At 71.7% G+C, this 17,124-nt stretch carries 17 protein-coding genes and 1 pseudogene; 12 read left to right on the top strand and 6 right to left on the bottom strand.

All coding sequences use genetic code 11. The annotated features are described in order from the left end of the window. Window positions 1–232: 232 nt before the first annotated feature. A complete protein-coding gene (locus tag Raf01_RS02300; RefSeq protein WP_007455245.1) occupies window positions 233–400 on the top strand; it encodes a DUF3117 domain-containing protein in 168 nt (55 codons plus the stop codon). 271 nt (window positions 401–671) lie between these two features. Beyond that, entirely contained in the window at window positions 672–2,132 is a 1,461-nt protein-coding gene (locus Raf01_RS02295; protein WP_203915997.1) for a leucyl aminopeptidase, read from the top strand. Window positions 2,133–2,175: 43 nt separating this feature from the next. Here Raf01_RS02295 and Raf01_RS02290 read toward each other — a convergent pair whose 3' ends face one another. Beyond that, on the bottom strand, window positions 2,176–2,817 hold the full coding sequence (locus Raf01_RS02290) for an O-methyltransferase (protein WP_203916140.1): 642 nt from the start codon (window positions 2,815–2,817) through the stop codon (window positions 2,176–2,178). Window positions 2,818–3,124: 307 nt separating this feature from the next. On the opposite strand from Raf01_RS02290, the gene Raf01_RS02285 reads away from it, so the two are divergent. Both Raf01_RS02285 and Raf01_RS02280 read left to right on the top strand, forming a co-directional pair. Continuing rightward, window positions 3,125–4,420: a S1C family serine protease gene (locus tag Raf01_RS02285; protein ID WP_203915996.1), complete on the top strand. Its 1,296-nt coding sequence runs from the start codon at window positions 3,125–3,127 to the stop codon at window positions 4,418–4,420. A 122-nt stretch (window positions 4,421–4,542) separates the two neighbouring features. Then, window positions 4,543–4,968: a twin-arginine translocase TatA/TatE family subunit gene (locus tag Raf01_RS02280; protein WP_203915995.1), complete on the top strand. Its 426-nt coding sequence runs from the start codon at window positions 4,543–4,545 to the stop codon at window positions 4,966–4,968. Between the two features lie 103 nt (window positions 4,969–5,071). Here the strand turns inward: Raf01_RS02280 and Raf01_RS02275 are convergent, their stop codons facing one another. The 3 genes from Raf01_RS02275 to Raf01_RS02265 form a co-directional block, all read right to left on the bottom strand. Beyond that, window positions 5,072–6,217, bottom strand: coding sequence for a P-loop NTPase (locus Raf01_RS02275; protein ID WP_203915994.1), 1,146 nt, complete (start codon window positions 6,215–6,217; stop codon window positions 5,072–5,074). Between the two features lie 83 nt (window positions 6,218–6,300). Then, window positions 6,301–6,984 carry a DUF1003 domain-containing protein gene (locus Raf01_RS02270; RefSeq protein WP_203915993.1) on the bottom strand — a complete coding sequence of 228 codons (684 nt, stop codon included), beginning with the start codon at window positions 6,982–6,984 and terminating at the stop codon, window positions 6,301–6,303. After that, window positions 6,977–8,242: a magnesium transporter MgtE N-terminal domain-containing protein gene (locus tag Raf01_RS02265; protein WP_203915992.1), complete on the bottom strand. Its 1,266-nt coding sequence runs from the start codon at window positions 8,240–8,242 to the stop codon at window positions 6,977–6,979. Before Raf01_RS02265 ends, Raf01_RS02270 begins: the two co-directional genes overlap by 8 nt. Window positions 8,243–8,276: 34 nt before the next feature. Here Raf01_RS02265 and Raf01_RS02260 point away from each other — a divergent pair, with 34 nt between their 5' ends. Further along, window positions 8,277–9,146, top strand: a complete 870-nt coding sequence (locus Raf01_RS02260; RefSeq protein WP_203915991.1) for a PhzF family phenazine biosynthesis protein — start codon at window positions 8,277–8,279, stop codon at window positions 9,144–9,146. 13 nt (window positions 9,147–9,159) lie between these two features. On the opposite strand, the gene Raf01_RS02255 is transcribed toward Raf01_RS02260, so the two are convergent. Both Raf01_RS02255 and amrA read right to left on the bottom strand, forming a co-directional pair. Continuing rightward, window positions 9,160–9,663: a hypothetical protein gene (locus Raf01_RS02255; protein WP_203915990.1), complete on the bottom strand. Its 504-nt coding sequence runs from the start codon at window positions 9,661–9,663 to the stop codon at window positions 9,160–9,162. A gap of 121 nt (window positions 9,664–9,784) precedes the next feature. Then, window positions 9,785–10,495: an AmmeMemoRadiSam system protein A gene (gene amrA / locus Raf01_RS02250; RefSeq protein WP_203915989.1), complete on the bottom strand. Its 711-nt coding sequence runs from the start codon at window positions 10,493–10,495 to the stop codon at window positions 9,785–9,787. Between the two features lie 82 nt (window positions 10,496–10,577). Between amrA and Raf01_RS02245 the strand changes: the two genes are divergently transcribed. From Raf01_RS02245 to Raf01_RS02215, 7 genes and pseudogenes are all read left to right on the top strand, one after another. Then, on the top strand, window positions 10,578–11,243 hold the full coding sequence (locus tag Raf01_RS02245) for an NADH-quinone oxidoreductase subunit C (RefSeq protein WP_203915988.1): 666 nt from the start codon (window positions 10,578–10,580) through the stop codon (window positions 11,241–11,243). A gap of 2 nt (window positions 11,244–11,245) precedes the next feature. After that, entirely contained in the window at window positions 11,246–12,199 is a 954-nt protein-coding gene (locus Raf01_RS02240; RefSeq protein WP_203915987.1) for a complex I subunit 1/NuoH family protein, read from the top strand. Window positions 12,200–12,218: 19 nt separating this feature from the next. After that, a pseudogene (locus Raf01_RS02235) lies at window positions 12,219–12,799 on the top strand (NuoI/complex I 23 kDa subunit family protein). Further along, window positions 12,796–13,308, top strand: a complete 513-nt coding sequence (locus tag Raf01_RS02230) for an NADH-quinone oxidoreductase subunit J family protein (RefSeq protein ID WP_203915985.1) — start codon at window positions 12,796–12,798, stop codon at window positions 13,306–13,308. The pseudogene Raf01_RS02235 and the gene Raf01_RS02230 overlap by 4 nt, the downstream one beginning before the upstream one ends. Continuing rightward, window positions 13,308–13,694, top strand: a complete 387-nt coding sequence (gene nuoK / locus Raf01_RS02225; protein ID WP_203915984.1) for an NADH-quinone oxidoreductase subunit NuoK — start codon at window positions 13,308–13,310, stop codon at window positions 13,692–13,694. The genes Raf01_RS02230 and nuoK overlap by 1 nt, the downstream gene beginning before the upstream one ends. Further along, complete coding sequence (locus Raf01_RS02220; protein ID WP_203915983.1) at window positions 13,691–15,535, top strand: NADH-quinone oxidoreductase subunit 5 family protein; 1,845 nt, start codon at window positions 13,691–13,693, stop codon at window positions 15,533–15,535. The genes nuoK and Raf01_RS02220 overlap by 4 nt, the downstream gene beginning before the upstream one ends. Then, window positions 15,532–17,088 (top strand): complex I subunit 4 family protein, encoded by a 1,557-nt coding sequence (locus Raf01_RS02215; RefSeq protein ID WP_203915982.1) that lies wholly within the window; start codon window positions 15,532–15,534, stop codon window positions 17,086–17,088. The genes Raf01_RS02220 and Raf01_RS02215 overlap by 4 nt, the downstream gene beginning before the upstream one ends. Window positions 17,089–17,124 lie beyond the last annotated feature (36 nt).

Here is a 17,124-nt window from a genome sequence, read left to right as displayed (position 1 = left end):
GTGATCGACATCACGCCGCCGGCCGGCGGAAATGCCGCTCATTGTGACAGTTTCCTGGCGTCAGGTCTAGATCGGTGTCATATCCCCGCCGGGGCGGTTTGGGTCTGACGCCCTTCATCAGGGAAAATCATGAGTCGGCACAGTTCCGGGGTCGCCGCCCCGGGCTGGAGTGCCGCTGCCGTACAGGTCGGAGGAGCCGCTTTGACCTGCAGAAAGTGTGAGGGGAGACGAGATGGCGGCGATGAAGCCGCGGACGGGCGACGGTCCGCTGGAGGTCACCAAGGAGGGCCGGGGCATCGTAATGCGTGTCCCGCTGGAAGGCGGTGGCCGGCTCGTCGTTGAGATGACTCCCGACGAGGCGAACGCGCTCGGAGACGCGCTTAAGGCCGCCGCCGGCTGACCCCGACCCGTCGGTAAGGACAGCTGAATATGTCAAGCAGTCGTCCGCACCCGGAATGATCCATCGGATCACCGGGTGCGGGCGGCTGCCGTGACGGTCGAACAGTTCCACCAGTCCGGCTCGGCGCGTCTGGTGCCGCGCCGCGACCCGAACCAGTCGCCGACCAGTCGGGCTTGGCGCGTCTGGCGCCGCGCTGCGACCCAGACCAGTCGGGCTCGGCGCGTCTGGCGCGACGACCCAGACCAATCGCAAAACGGGAGATGACCGGGCTTTGCTGAACATCCGCCTTTCCACAACCGGTGGCGCCCCGGCCGCGCTGGCGCTCCCGGTGTCCCCGGACGGGTTGGTACCCGTCGAGGCGCCAGTCGCCGGAGCGATTGCCGCGGAGGCCGCCGCCTTCGTCGAGGACGCCGACCACAGCGGCGCGGCGGGTGCGGTGCAGGTGCTCCCCCGACCCCAGGACCGGCCGCGCCGGCTGCTGCTGGTCGGGATCGGCGCCGGAACCGAGGCGGACTGGCGCTCGGCCGGAGCCGCGCTGTACCGGGCGGCTGTCCGGGAGCCGGCGCTGTCCGTGGCGCTGCCCGGCAGCGTCGAGCCGGCCGCGCTGCGCGGGCTCGCTGAGGGGATGTTGCTCGCCGGATATCGGTTCCGGCTGGCGGCGGAGAAGGCGGACGGCGGCCCGGCGCTGCGCCGGGTGACGGTACTCGTCGATGCCCCGGAGCGCTTCGAGACCGCGCTCGGAGTGGCCAACGCGGTGGCGAGCGCGACGTACCTGGCCCGGGACCTGACCAACATGCCCAGCCAGGAGAAGAGCCCGGCCTGGTTCGCGGCGCGGGTGGCTCGGGAGGCGAACCGCCTGTCCGGGCTCAAGCTGCGTGTCCGGGAGCCCCGGGAACTGGCGGAGGAGGGCTTCGGCGGCATTCTCGCGGTCGGCGGTGGCTCCCCCCGGGGACCCCGGCTGGTCGAGCTGGGCTGGCGGCCGCGCGGGGCACGCCGACACGTGGTGCTCGTCGGCAAGGGCATCACCTTCGACTCGGGCGGCATCTCGATCAAGCCCCGGGACGGCATGAAGCTGATGCGCAAGGACATGGGCGGGGCGGCGGCGATCATCGCGGCCACCCTCGGCGCCGCCGCGCTGAACCTGCCGGTACGGGTGACCGCGCTCGCGCCGCTGGCCGAGAACATGCCGAGCGGCTCCGCGTACCGGCCGGGTGACGTGGTGCGCCACTACGGCGGCCGGACCAGCGAGATTCTCAACACCGACGCCGAGGGCCGGATCGTGCTCGCCGACGCGCTGGCGTACGCGGTCCGCCGGCTGAACCCCGACCTGCTGGTCGACCTGGCGACGCTCACCGGCGCCAACGCGGTCGCGCTGGGCAAGCGCACTGCCGCGCTGTACAGCGACAACGACGAACTGGCCGGTGAGCTGACCGCGGCCGCCTCCGCCGCCGGGGAGCGGATGTGGCGCATGCCGCTGACCGACGACTACCTGGAGTCGCTCGCGAGCGATGTCGCGGACGCCGCCAACGTGGGGGACGGCGGTGCCGGCTCGGTGGTCGCCGCGCTGTTCCTGCGCGAGTTCACCGGTGTCGCCCGGGACCGCTGGGCACACCTGGACATGTCGGCACCTTCGTGGATCGAGACGAACGAGGGGGAGCTGGTCAAGGGCGCGACCGGCTGGGGGGTACGCACATTGCTGCGCTGGCTGGAGAGCGTCGGCGAGCAGTCCTGACAGGCGGCGATGCGAGCGACGGCGGCTCTGCGCACCGGATGGCTCACCGCTTGACGGCCGCGAGCAGGCCGTTGCCGACCGGCAGCAGCGCGGGCAGCCACTCCTCGGCCTCGCGCAGCGCCTTGACCAACTCGCGCAGCACCACGGTCTCCGGATCGCGGGCCGCCGGGTCGGCCACCTTCCCGTCGGCCAGTACCCCGTTGATCGCCAAAATTCCGCCCGGGCGCAGCAGCCGCTGCGCGGATCCGACACAGGACGCGTACTCGTCCCGGTCACCGTCCACGAAAAGCAGGTCGTACATCCCGTCGGCGAGCCGGGGCATCACGTCCAGCGCCCGGCCGGTGATGATCCGGGTACGGGACGGCTGGTACCCGGCCTCGATGAAGATGCGCCGGGCCATCCGCTGGTGTTCGGCCTCGACGTCGATCGTCGTCAGGATCCCGTCCGACCGCATGCCGGAAAGCAGCCACAGCCCGCTGACGCCGGCACCCGTGCCGATCTCCACGACCGCCTTGGCCCCACCGGCCGCGGCGAGCAGCCGCAGTGCGGCCCCGGCGCCCGGCTGCACCGGGGACAGGCCGATCTCGTGGGACAGCGAGCGGGCTACCTGCAGGACCCGGTCCTCGGGGGCGTATGCCTCGGCGAACTCGCGCGTCGCGGCGGTGACCGGATTCGGCGTGTTGATGGTCGCGGCGATGGTGCACCTCCCGATCGGGGGACTGGCGCCTCCGGTAGGCGGACGCCGACGGTGGGCGGGCGCCACGGCTGGGGCGCGGGCGCTGCGAGCTAAGCGTAGGCCCTGTCCTGTTGATCTCGCCGAACCGAGGCGGCGTACGGGAGCCGGAAGATGATCAGCTGGCCAGGGCGCGTACGACAGCCACCGGCCGCGGCGGCGGGTGCGCACGGCGGCCGGTGGAGATCCGAGCGCCGACTTACGACAGCGCCGGGCGTGCGATGCTGGAGGCGGGGATGGACAGGAGAGGGTGCCGATCGTGACTGACGGTTCGGCCTGGCGGCAGCCTGACGGCGTCGCCGGGCAAGGCGCGCCCGGAGCGCGCTCGACCAGCACCACGGGAACGGGCCAGTCACCATGGTGGTCCGACGCGCTGAGCGATCCGTGGCGAGATCCGGATGCGCCGTCCGCCGTGGTGATCCGCCCGGCCGCCCAGCCGCCGCCCCTCGAATCGGACCCCACCTCCACCGGTACGGGGCCGCGCCGGGGGCTCGGACTGGTATTCCTGGTGGCCATCGTGAGCGCTCTGCTGGCCGGTTCGCTTGGCGGCACGCTCGGCTACGTGTTCGCCACCAGAGGGGGCGCGGGTGGGCGCACGGTACTGGGTGCGGGCGGTAACGGTTCGCCGGCCTCACTGACCGTACGGCCGCCGAGCTCGCTGGCCGGGGTGGCCTCCCGTTTGCTGCCCAGCGTCGTGACGATCAAGGTGGGCACCGGCTCCGGATACAGCCTCGGCTCGGGCTTCATCGCCTCCGGCGACGGTTACGTGATCACCAACGATCACGTCGTCGAGGGGGAGAAGGGCCAGCCCACCGTGACGTTCAGCGACTCCACGACGGTGTCCGCCAAGCTGATCGGCGTCGACGAGGAGTCCGACGTCGCCGTGCTCAAGATGGACAAGACCGGCCTGCCGGCGGTCCAGTTCGGCGACTCCGACCGGGTGGCGGTCGGCGATCCGGTACTGGCGATCGGCTCACCGCTCGCCCTGGCCAACACCGTGACGTACGGCATCGTCAGCTCGCTCAACCGCACCATCGAGGCGGATGAGCCGGGCGGTCCGACGCGGTACTACGCCGCGATCCAGACCGACGCCGCGATCAATCACGGCAACTCCGGTGGGCCCCTCATCGACGCCGGCGGCCGGGTGATCGGGATCAACTCGGTGATCCGTTCGACCGCGTCGGATTCGGAGACAGCGGGGAATATCGGCCTCGCCTTCGCGATTCCGATTAACCAGGCAAAGCGGATAGCACAGGACATCATCAACAACGGTAAGGCCCGTCGGACGGTAATCGGTGCCGAATTGTCCAATTCGTACCTGAACCCGAACGGTGGCGTCGAAGTGACCGTGGTGTCCCCGGGTGGACCTGCCTCCCACGCCGGGATCAGGGCCGGCGACGTGCTGACCCGGATCAACAATGTGCCGCTGGACCAGCCGGCGGATCTGATCGCCCTCGTCCGGATGTACGCGCCGGGCCAGTCGGTGAATGTCCAGTATCAGCGGGACGGCGGGCCTCACAACGTACAGGTGACCTTGGCTGCATCAACCAACTGATCCCCTCGGCCCTCTCGCCGCAGGGGCCCTGCCGTGCGTAGTCTGTGAAACGGGCTCGTCGACAGCAACGGCGCGGATTGGCTCGCGTGGCCCCTGATCGCCGCCGAGGAGGGTAGATCGACATGTTCGGGCTTGAGAACCTCGACAGCGAAAAGATCCTTCTGCTGCTGTTGCTGGCACTGTTCATCTTCGGCCCGGACAAGCTGCCCAAGGCGATCGCCGACGGCGTGAAGATGCTGCGCAACCTGCGGGACATGGCGCGCAACGCCACCGGCGACCTGAGCCGGGAGTTGGGCACCGACATCCAGTTGGAAGACCTCAACCCGAAGAGCCTGATCCGCAAGCACTTGCTCTCCGAGGAGGACGAGCGGGCGCTGCGCAAGCCGCTGGAAGACCTCTACAAAGACGTACAGCAGGACATCAAGGGCGTGCACAACGAGCTCAAGTCGGCGGCGGAGTCGGTCGACCTGCACGCCAAGCCGACCTCGTCGGGCGGCCCGGCGTCGATCACCGCGAGCCAGGTGGCATACGACGCGGACGCCACCTGACGACGTCCGCCTCGGCGGAGTCGAGGTCACTGAAAAGGCCGGCCCGAGGGCCGGCCTTTCGCGTGCGGTAACCCACAGCGCCCGGAGGGGCGCTGGTTCGGCTTTAGCGCCCGGAGGGACGCAATCCGAGCGGCTTGCCGAGCAGAGACTCGCGGCGGACCGCGAGCCGGTCGGCCACCGCCGACAGCGCCGCCGCGGCCGGTGCGTCCGGCGCGTCCAGCACGATCGGCATGCCCTGGTCGCCCGCCTCGCGGACTCGGGTGTCCAGCGGAATCTGGCCCAGCAGTGGCACGGTGGCGCCGGTGATCCGGGTCAGCGAGTCGGCCACGGTCTGCCCGCCGCCGGTACCGAAGACCTCCATCCGCTCGCCGGTCGGCAGTTCCAGCCAGGACATGTTCTCCACGACGCCGACCAGGCGCTGGTGAGTCTGGAGAGCGATCGCCCCAGCCCGCTCGGCGACCTCGGCGGCCGCCGCCTGCGGCGTGGTGACCACCAGGATCTCGGCGCTGGGCAGCAACTGCGCCAGGGAGATGGCCACGTCGCCGGTACCCGGGGGCAGGTCGAGCAGCAGGACGTCCAGGTCACCCCAGTACACGTCGGCGAGGAACTGCTGGAGTGCGCGGTGCAGCATCGGGCCGCGCCAGACCACGGCCGCGTTGCCCTGGGTGAACATGCCGATCGAGATGACCTTCACGCCGTACGCCTGGGGCGGCATGATCATGTCCTCGACCTGGGTCGGGCGGGCCGTGATGCCGAGCATCCGGGGCACCGAGTGCCCGTAGATGTCCGCGTCCACCACGCCGACCGACAGCCCCTTCGCGGCCAGTGCGGCGGCCAGGTTGACCGTGACGCTGGACTTGCCGACGCCGCCCTTGCCGCTGGCCACCGCGTACACCCGGGTACGGGAGCCCGGCTGGGCGAACGGGATCACCGGCTCGGCGGCGCCCGGGCCGCGCAGCGAGGCTTGGAGCGCCTGGCGCTGCTCGGTGCTCATCGCGCCGAAGCCGATCTGGACGCCGGTGACTCCGGGTACCGCGGACACCGCGGCGGTGATGTCTGTGTTCAGCTTGTCCCTCATCGGGCAGCCGGCGACGGTGAGCAGGATTTCGATTGTGGCTCGGCCGGTCGGATCGACCGTGACCTCGCGGACCATCCCGAGATCGGTGATCGGCCGGCGGATCTCCGGGTCCTGTACGGACGCCAGAGCGGTCTGGATCGCGGCTTCCATGGACGTCGTCGGAGCTGACATAACGCCATGCTACGTCCGGTACGGGCCCGACCCGCCGGCGCCGGCTCGACCGCCGCGGCCCAGGTGGCGCCAGTCACACGACGCTAGCCCCGTGAGGACGACTGGTCTGGGTCGTGGCGCGGCGTCGGACGCGTCGAGCCAGACCGGTCGAACGGCGGCGGATTCTCCTCCAGCGCCGAGTCGTCGTCGAGATCGTCGAACGGCTCGTCCAGGTGCTCCGTCTCTGCCTTGCGTATCGCCCGCCGGGCCTCCCGGCGCAACTCCTTGCGCTCCGACTTCTGTCGCCGCGCCGCGGCCTCGTCCAGCTCCTCGACGAGCCGGACCAGCTCCGAGCGGACGAAGTCGCGGGTCGCCACCTCGCCGAGCGCGATGCGCAGGGAGGCGATCTCCCGGGCCAGGTACTCGGTGTCCGCCTTCTGCATCGCGGCCCGGCGCCGATCCTCTTCCATGGTCACCCGGTCCCGGTCGGCCTGGCGGTTCTGGGCCAGCAGGATCAGCGGCGCGGCGTACGAGGCTTGGGTGCTGAAGAACAGGTTGAGCAGGATGAACGGGTACGGGTCCCAGCGCAGCCCGTAGATCCCGGCGATGTTGAGCCCGATCCACACCACCACGAAGATCGTCATGTACGCGATGAACCGCGGCGTACCCATGAACCGCGCGAACACCTCGGCGAACCTGCCGAAGGTCTCGCTGTCGATTTTCGGGACCGGTACCCGTCGGGACACCCGCGGCTGATCGAGCCGGACGTCCCGGCGGAGGTCAGCCATGGCCGATCCGTAGCGGTACGTCCTGATCGCGGTCGCGCCAGTCGGTCGGCAGCAGGTGGTCGAGCACGTCGTCCACGGTGACCGCGCCGACCAACCGGTCGTTGTTGTCGACCACCGCGATCGCGATCAGGTTGTACGTGGCCATCCGCCGGGTGATCTCGGGCAGCGGCGTGTCCGGGTCCAGCGGGTCGATGTCGTTGTCCACCACGCCGCCGAGCAGCTCGGCCGGCGGCTCGCGGAGCAGCCGCTGGAAGTGGACCATGCCCAGGTACCGGCCGGTGGGTGTCGCCATCGGTGCGCGCGCCACGAAGACCTGCGCCGCCACGGCCGGGGACAGCTGCGGCTCACGGACCCGGGCCAGCGCCTCGGCGACCGTCGCGTCGGGAGGCAGGACGATCGGCTCGGAAGTCATCACGCCGCCCGCGGTGCCGGGCGAGTAGTCCAGCAGCCGGCGGACCGGATCGGCCTCGTCCGGCTGCATCAGGTCCAGCAGCACGTCCTGGTCCGGCTTGGGCAGCTCGGCGAGCAGGTCGGCGGCGTCGTCCGGATCCATCTCCTCCAGGACGTCGGCGGCCCGCTCCGGGTTGAGCGCGGCGATGATCTCCACCTGGTCGTGCTCCGGCAGCTCCTCGAGCACGTCGGCCAGCCGCTCGTCGTCCAGCGCGGCGGCGACCTCGTTTCGGCGGCTGTCGGACAGGTCCTGGAGCACGTTGGCCAGGTCCGCCGGGCGCATGTTGTCCAGCACCGCGAGCAGGTTGGCCGTGCCCTGCTGATCGGCGACCCCGATCAGTCCGGTGACCTCGGCCCACTCCAACTGGTGCAGGTGGCCCCGGCGGGCCAGCCGGCCGGTCACCTCGCGTACCGCGACCCGGGTCAACGACCACTCCCCGGCCCGGTCGGCCTCCATCGCCACGTCGACGACCGTGCCGGATCGCCCGGTGTCACCGATGACGACCCGCCGGTCCAGCAGCTCGCTCAGGACCAGCAGCTCCCCGGTGCGCTTCTCGAAGCGGCGCAGGTTCAGGGTGCCGGTGGACAGGACCACCGAGTCGGGCTCGATCGCGGTGATCCGGTTGATCGGAAGGAAGATCCGCCGGCGTAGCGGCATCTCGGCCACCAGCCCGACAACCCGGGGCGGCACGCTGCTGCTGCGAACGCGCGCGACCGCGTCCCGGACCCGCCCGACCTGATCGCCGTTGGGGTCGAAGACGGCGAGGCCGGCGAGCCGGGCGACGTACACCCTGGTCGCCGTGGTCACCCGTCTAGCGTAGTGGGCGGATAGGGTTGATCGCATGATCACCCTGCCGTACCAGATCGTCGACGTGTTCACGGACCGCCCGTTCACCGGCAACCCGCTGGCGGTCGTGTTCGAGGCGCACGATCTCGCCACCGAGCAGCTGCAGGCGATCGCTCGCGAGTTCAACCTCTCCGAGACGGCATTCGTGCTGCCCGCGACCACTTCGGAGGCGACGTACCGGGCGCGGATCTTCACGACCGAGGAGGAGTTGCCGTTCGCCGGGCACCCCAGCGTCGGGTCGGCGGTCACCTTCGTCGAGCGGGCCGGGCGGGGCCCCGGCGTGGTGGTGCAGGAGTGCGGCGCGGGGCTGCTGCCCATCGAGGTGTACGCGGGCGGAAAGGCCACCCTGACCGGCGGCCAGCCGACCGTCGGGGAGGCACTGGACCCCACCAACCTGCTGGCGGCAACCGGCCTGACCAGCGAAGACTTCGTCGGGCCGGCTCCCCGGATCGCCGGCTGCGGTCTGGAGTTCCCGTTCGTGTCGGTGACCCGGGACGCGCTCACCCGGGCGGCTGGGGACTCCGCCGCGGCCCGGGCGGCGGGGCTGTTCGGGGTGAGCCTGGTGGCCTGGGACGCGGCGAACCGCACCGGGTACAGCCGGCTGTTCTTCGGCAGCGGGATGATCGAGGATCCGGCGACCGGGTCGGCGGCGCTCGGCATGGGCGTCTGGCTCATCGCCTCCGGATTGCTCCCCGGCGACCGCGAGTCGGAGTACGTGGTCGAGCAGGGCTACGAGATGGGCCGCCCGTCCACCCTGGAGTGCCGGGTGACGGCGCGCGACGGGGTGGCGGTGTCCGCGACGGTGAGCGGGCGGGTGGTACCCATCGCGCACGGTGAGATGGTGATCCCGCCGTTCGTGGGCTGACCGCCCCACCGGCCTACCGGTTCGGGCCCGCCCCGCGCACTCGATGCAGCCGGAACGGCTTCGCGGTGCGGTTGGCGGCCGGGGTGGACCGGGGCGGAGCGGCGCCGGAGCCGGCATCCGCCGGGGCCCCCGCCTCCACCTGATCGCTGACCGGCACCAGCCGGTTGATCACGCACTCGTCAGCCCAGCGCCGTACCGTGTCGGCCGTGCTCGCCGGCGCGTTGAGCCGCTTGCCGGCCAGTTGCTGGGTGACCGGCGGCCACGCCTCGTCGTCCGGCGCCAGCCGCTGGACCTGTGCCGGCCAGGTGACGATCCGCCCACCATGGTCGCCACGGGACGACACGTCCACGACGACCGCGCCGGCCAGCCCCGGTGCCGGCTGCTCGCCCGGCCCGCTGACCACGTACAGCGCCCCGTCGAGCCAGAGGCACCAGACCGCGTACGGGCCGGGTTGCCCGGGAACGGTCAACCAGGCCACGGCGGCCTTCTTCATGGCCTCCTCAACCAGCGGGTGCATGTCCGTCACTGTAGGGCCTTCCGCGGCGGGTGTCTCCCGGCAGCGTCTCGCGCGGCGGGCGCCCGATGGCAGCGCCTCCCGGGCGGGGAGTCTCAGCGCAGCGCCGCCCGCGGCGGGCGTCTCAGGACAGTGCCGCCCGCGGCGGGGCGTCGACGAACTCGGCGCTGGTGTAGCGCGCGGCCCGGATTCCGGCCGGCCACTCTCCGGGCGGCCAGCCGCCCTTGGCCAGCAACGCCTGGACGAACTGCTCGGGATCGGCGACCTTGCGCCACACCGCCGGCAGGAACGTCGCCCGGCGATTGCCGTCGGTGAGGATCAGCCCGTCCAGCCCCGGCCGCAGCGCGGCCACCAACTCGACCAGCTCTCCGGCGGGTAGCGGCGACGGATCGCTGAGTACCGAGACGGACACCGCCAGGTCGGCCCACTCGGCGCCGGTGACCGGCGGCAGGCGGGGGTCGATCGTGGCCCGCCGGGCGTTGCGCGTCACGTCCAGGTACAGCGGCCGGATCGCGCGCAGGCTACCGATGCAGCCGCGCAACCGGCCGTGCGTCTCCAGAGTGACGAACGACGCACCGGGCTCGCGCAGCCGCCCCGACGCCGGGGGCTGGTCGTCCGGTGGGGCGCCGGCCAGCTTCGCGGCGACCGCGGCACTCGCGAGCCGGGCTAGGCAGATGCCCTCGTCGGCGGAGAGCGCGGGACGGGCCCGCGCGGCCGGCGACGGGATGGTGCTACCGGAGTCGGCGCTGCCCGATTCGGGGTGGCTCGGGCCCGGATGGGCCGGGTCGGCGTAGCCGGGACTCGCGGGATCCGAGCCGGCCGGCGGCTCGTTCATCGACCCAGTCTACCGATCCGGGCAGCACTCGCGACTCTGAGGAACTGCCGCCGGACCCGGCCGGCCGGTTACGATCCTTCCCATGACCCCGGAGGAGGTGGGTGCCCGGCTCGGTGGCGCGGCCTCCGTGTCCGGGGGCGGCGCGTGGTCGAGGGTGACCGTGGACGTGCCGGTCGCTGGCTGGGCTCCGGCCGTGCGCACCGCGCGGGACGGGCTCGGGTACGACTTCCTGGACTGGCTGTCCGCCGTCGATGAGCTGGACGAGGGGTACCGGATCGTCGTCCACCTGTGGTCGACTTCCGCGCGTACCGGACTCCTGCTGCGTACGCTCGTCCCGAAGGAGACCGCCGCCGTACCGTCCATTGTGGACATTTTCGCCGGCGCCGCCTGGCACGAACGGGAGACGCACGAGATGTTCGGCGTCGACTTCCCGGGACACCCGGGCGGTCTGCGCCCCCTGCTGCTGCCGCCGGAGTTCGAGGGGCATCCGCTGCGCAAGGAGTTCGTCCTCGCCGCGCGAGTCGCCAAAGCCTGGCCGGGCGCCAAGGAGCCGGGCGAGTCGCACGACCCGAATACGGCCCGGCGAGCCCCGATGCGCCCGCCGGGCGTACCGGCGCCGGGCGAGTGGGGCCCGCGCGAGCCGGGCGCCGGTGGTGAGTCCGGCCCGGGCGGTCGCGAGTCCGGTCGCGCGTCTGGCCCGGCGGCTGGCGAACCTCCCAGGCCGCGCATCCCGGATCGCGAGGGGTAGCCGTGATCGAGGTCATCATCCGGGTGCTCGGCGTGGTGGTCGCGTTTCTCACCCTGCCGTTGCTGGTGGGTCAGGCCGAGCACAAGGTGATGGCGCACATGCAGGGCCGGCTCGGGCCGATGTACGCCGGAGCGTTCCACGGCTGGGCACAGTTGATCGCCGACGGGGTGAAGTTCGTCCAGAAGGAGGACGTGACCCCGGCCGACGCCGACCGGCCGGTGTTCCGGATCGCGCCGGTGATCGCGCTCGTGCCGTACCTGGTCGCGCTGCTGTTCATCCCGCTCGGTCCGCGCGACTGGCTGGTCGGCCAGCCGATCGACATCGGCCTGTTCGTGGTGCTCGCGGTCGTCGGCGTGGGGGTGGTCGCGGTACTGATGGCGGCCTGGTCCAGCGCCAACAAGTACTCGCTGCTCGGCGGCCTGCGCGCGGCCGCGCAGCTGCTCGGGTACGAGCTGCCGTTCGTGCTGGCCGCGGCGAGCGTGGCGATGGCGGCCGGCACGTTGAGCCTGCCCGGCATCGTCGCGGCCTGGCGGCCCTGGTGGCTGCTCTGGCAGCTGCCCGCGATGCTGGTGTTCTTCGTGGCCGGGCTGGCGGAGATCCGCCGGCCGCCGTTCGACATGCCGATCGCCGACTCCGAGCTGGTCTTCGGGTACATGACCGAGTACACCGGGCTGCGCTTCGCGTTCTTCCTGCTCGCCGAGTACGTGGGCATCGTGGTCATCTCGGCGCTGACCGCGGTGCTGTTCCTGGGCGGCTGGAAGGGCCCGCTCGACGGCCAGTTGGGCTGGCTGTGGACACTGGTGAAGACGTTCGCGGTCAGTTTTGTGGTGATCTGGGTCCGGGTCTCGTACCCGAGGCTGCGCGAGGATCAGCTGCAGCGGCTGTGCTGGCTGGTGCTGGTACCGGTGTCTCTCGGCCAGCTGGTGCTGACCGCGGCGGTACGGGTGCTCGCGTGAGCGGGCCCGACGGGGAAGGATGAGCGCTATGGATGGCATCCCGGGGAAGGGCCTGGTGAAGGGTCTGGCGGTGACCGCCAAGACCATGGCCCACCGGGCGCACACCCGGCAGTACCCCGACGTGGAGCCCGACCTGCCGCCCCGCTCGCGCGGGGTGATCGCCCTTTTCGAGGAGAACTGCACGGTCTGCATGCTCTGTGCCCGGGAGTGCCCGGACTGGTGCATCTACATCGACTCCCACAAGGAGGAGGTGGTGGTGCCGGGCGCCGCCCGGGCGCGCCAGCGCAATGTGCTGGACCGGTTCGCCATCGACTTCTCCCTGTGCATGTACTGCGGCATCTGCATCGAGGCGTGTCCGTTCGACGCCCTGTACTGGTCACCCGAGTTCGAATACGCGGAGTACGACATCCGCGACCTGCTGCACGAAAAGGACCGGCTGCGGGAGTGGATGTGGACGGTGCCACCGCCGCCCGCCCACGACCCGATGGGGGAGCCGGCGAAGGAGGAGAGCACCGCGGCCCGCCGGGCCGCTCGATAGGCCAACGGCCCGCGAGGCCGCCCGACAAGCCACCGGAGCGAGCCATGCGAGATGGTTCATGACAGCTGCGGACGTACTTCTGCTCGCGCTCGGCGCGATCGCGGTCGGTGCCGGCTGGCGGGTGGTGATCACCAGCCATCTGGTCCGGGCCGGGCTCTGGCTGGTGGTGACGCTGGGCGCGGTCGCCGGCGCCTATCTGGTACTCGCGGCCGAACTCGTGGCCTGGGTTCAGGTGCTGCTGTACGTCGGCGCCGTCGTGGTACTGCTGCTGTTCGCGGTGATGCTGACCCGGGCGCCGATCGGGGCCAGTTCCGACCTGGACCGGCCGGGCTGGACCGGGCTGCTGGTCGGTGGCGGCGCGGCGCTCGGTCTGGGCGCGCTGCTGCTTGACGGGTACCGGTGGCAGAAGGTCGACGCGCCCGCGGTCGGCTCGGCGCAACTGCTCGGCGGCGAGGTGTTCCGGCACTGGGTGCTGCCGTTCGAGGTGCTGTCGGTGCTCCTGCTGGCCGCCCTGATCGGCGCGATCGTGGTGTCCCGCCCGGCTCCCGGCGACGATTCCGGGAGCCGCTGATGCACCCGGTCATCCCGTACCTCACCGCGGCAGCGCTGTTCGGCCTCGGCGTGTACGGCGTCCTGGTGCGCCGCAACGCCGTACTGCTGCTGATGTCCGTCGAGCTGATGCTCAACGCGGTGAACCTGATCCTGATCACCTCGGACGCGACCGTACGGGCCGAGTTGCCGGCGAGCGGGCAGGTGTTCGCCCTGTTCGTCATCGTGCTCGCGGCTGCCGAGGTGGGCGTGGGGCTCGCTCTGATCCTCGCGCTGTACCGGTTGCGGGCCAGCGTCGCGGTCGACCGGATCCCGCTGTCCGAACGGGCGCCGGTGACCGACGGCATCCCGGTGCAACGCCGCCCCTCCGGTGCGACCCTGCCGGTACGGGACGAGGTGGACCTGTGACGGCGGCGGCCGGCGCGTTGCCGGCCGTACCGTTCCTGGCCGCGCTGCTCGGCCTGCTGCTGCCGGTACGGGCCGGTGGTCGGGCGCGTACCGCCGCGATCGCCCTCGGGATCGGTGGCGCGGCGGTGGCGCTCGGGCTCGCCGTCGCACTGGCCGTCCACAATGGACGGATTGCCGGCGGGTACCGGATCGCCGACTTCGGCCAGTTGCCGGTGACCCTGTCGGTACGGGTGGATGGCGCCGCCGCGCTGGTCGCCGTCGCGGTCGGCGTCGTCGCGCTGGCCGTCCAGGTGTACTCGGTGGCGTACCTGAACGACGACGACAGGTACGCCCCGTACGCCGCCCAGGTGTCCCTGTTCACCGCCGCCATGCTGCTCGTCGTGGTCTCCGGCGACCTGATCGCACTGCTGGTCGGCTGGGAGGTCATGGGCATCTGCTCGTACCTGCTGATCGGCCACGACCGCACGCTCCCGGAGGCGCCCGGCGCCGCGGTCAAGGCGTTCCTGGTCACCCGCGTCGGCGACGTCGGCTTCCTGATCGGCATCGCGCTGCTCGGCCTGTCCGCCGGATCGTTCCGGATCGCCGACGTGCTCGCCGCGCACTACTCGCCGGCCCGGCTCACCCTCGCGACATTGCTGCTCCTGGCCGGCGTGGCCGGCAAGAGTGCACAGTTCCCGCTGCACACCTGGCTGCCCGACGCGATGGCCGGCCCGACCCCGATCTCCGCGCTCATCCACGCCGCCACCATGGTGGCGGCCGGCATCTACGTCGTGACCAGGCTGTACCCGCTGTTCCTCGGCGCACCCGCCACCCTGGCCGTACTCGGCGTGATGGCTTCGGTCACCATGCTGCTCGGTGCCCTGGCGGCGACCGCCCAGGACGACATCAAGCGGGTACTGGCCTGGTCGACCGTGTCCCAGATCGGATACATGGCCGGCGCGCTGGCCGTCGGCGCCGCACCGGACGCGCTGTTCCACCTGCTGACCCACGCCGCCTTCAAGGCGCTGCTGTTCCTGGCCGCCGGCTGCGTGATCCACGCGGTGGGCGGCAACTCGATGGCGCTGATGGGCGGACTGCGCCGGGCGCTGCCGGTGACGTTCTGGTGCTTCACGGTCGGGCTTGCGGCACTGGCCGGGGTACCCCCATTCGCCGGGTTCTGGAGCAAGGACGCGGTGGTGGCGGTGGCCTTCGAGGCCCGCGAACGCGGCCCGGCCGCGGGCTGGGTCGGCCTGCTGGTCTGGCTCGCCGCGCTCATCACCGCGCTGGTCACCGCGTGGTACGCGACCAGGCTGTGGCTGCGTACGTTCTTCGGGCCGGCCCGCGGCGACGCCCATCCGCACGAGGCCGGCCCGGTGATGCTCGTACCGATCGTGCTGCTCGCGGTCCCGACGGTCCTGCTCGGTCTCGCCGGCTTGGCGTCCGGGTTCGCGCACCGGCTGGGTGCCGCCGAACTCGTTCACCTCGACGCCGCCACGGTCCCCCCGCTGGCCTGCCTCGTGGTCGGGGTGCTGCTCGCCTGGGCGCTGTGGCGTCGGGACCCGGCCGCCGACCCCGCGCTGGCCCTGGGCCGGGCGGCACCGGTGTTCGCGGGCGCGTTCTACCTGGACGAGGTGCAGAATGCGGCCGTCGTCCGCCCGGTACGGCGGCTCGCCGCGGCCGTCCGCCGCGCGGATGAGTCCATTGTGGACGGCACGGTGGAGTCGACCGGGCGGCGCGCGGTCGACCTGGGCGAGACGATCGGCCGGTGGCACCGAGCCGCGCTGCCGCGGGCAGCCGCGACGGTGCTCGGCGGGGCACTGCTGATCGGGCTGGCCGCGGTACTCGTGGTGGGTGCGCGATGACGGCCGGAGAAGTATTCCTGGTGGTGACGCTCGCGGCCCCAGCGCTGGGCGCGGCCGGCGCTGCGCTCGTGCCGGCCCGAGCCGACCGGCTGGGCCGGCTGGTGGCCACCGTGGCCGCGGCGCTCGCGTTCCTCGCCAGCCTCGCCCTCTTCCATCGGACGATCCCGCCGATGCCCACCGTGCCGCGAAGCCGCATCGTGCCCTGGCATCAGGTGGACCTGCGTTGGGCGCCCGGCCTGGACCTTCGCTTCCACATCGGCGTGGACGGCATTTCCTACCCGTTAGTAGTCCTGACCGCCCTGCTGACCCTTATCTGTTGTATCTATACACTGTGGGCGGTTCCAGCTGTGGAGGTGGTGAGCCCAGGGGCACAACCCCGAAGCACACCACCTCCATATATTGCGGGTCGCCTGCTCGCGGCGCTGCTGCTGGTCATCGAGGTCGGCATCCTGGGCGTGTTCCTCGCCCTCGACCTGGTGCTGTTCTTCGTGTTCTTCGAGATCGTCCTGCTGCCCATGTACGCGGTCATCGCGGGTTGGGGCGGGCCGGGCCGGCGACACGCCGCCCGGAAGTTCGTGCTCTACACGCTGGCCGGGTCGGTGCTGCTGCTGGTCGGGGTGTTCCTCGTGGTGACCCGCGCGGGCACGGCCGACCTGGTGAAGCTGTCGGCCGCTCACGGCGCCGGGTTGTCCAGCGGGTTGCAACTGGCCGCGTTCGTGCTGCTGGCCCTCGCGTTCGCGGTGAAGAGTCCACTGTGGCCGCTGCACACCTGGTTGCCCGACGCGCATACCGAGGCGCCGACGGTCGGCTCGGTGATCCTGGCCGGCGTACTGCTGAAGATGGGCACGTACGGGCTGCTGCGGATCGCCGTCGGGGTGCTGCCCGACGGCGCCCGCCGGGTGGCGCCGGTGCTCGGCGTGCTCGCCGTGGCCGCGATCCTCGTCGGTGGGTTGGTCTGCCTGGCGCAGACCGAACTCAAGCGACTCATCGCGTACTCCAGCGTCGGGCACATGGGCTTCGTACTGCTCGGCATCGCCACCCTGAACGCCACCGGGATCCAGGCCGCGCTGATCGGGAACATCGCCCACGGCATCATCACCGGCCTGCTGTTCTTCCTGGTCGGCGCGATCAAGGACCGGGCGCACACCGGCGAGATGACCCAGCTCGGTGGCCTGCGCGAACGGATGCCGCGCCTGGCCGGCCTGCTCGGTTACGCGGCGATCGCCTCGCTCGGGCTGCCTGGCCTGGCCGGATTCTGGGGTGAGGCGTTCGCGGTGGTCGCCGCGCTGCGCCACGGTGGTCCACTGTGGACGGTGTTGGCCGTACTGGCCGCGTTCGGCGGTGCGTTGGCCGCCGCGTACTTCCTGCGACTGCTGCGCCGGGTCAGTCACGGCCCGGTGGGGCCGGCGTTCGCCGGCGCCTGCGCGCCGCTGTCGGCCGGTGAGGTGGTGTCCTGGGCGCCGCTGGTGGTGCTCGCGCTGGCGGTCGGGCTGGTTCCAGGGGTGGTGCTCTGGCTGGCGCACGGCCCGGTCATGGAACTGGTGGCGCGATGAGCGAGCGGAGCGAGCGAATCATGGGGCTCAGCGCTT

The organism is Rugosimonospora africana, assembly GCF_016862975.1.
Taxonomy (GTDB): domain Bacteria; phylum Actinomycetota; class Actinomycetes; order Mycobacteriales; family Micromonosporaceae; genus Rugosimonospora; species Rugosimonospora africana.
Note: the sequence above shows the minus strand (reverse complement) of the source record. Positions and strands in the feature narration are given on the sequence as shown.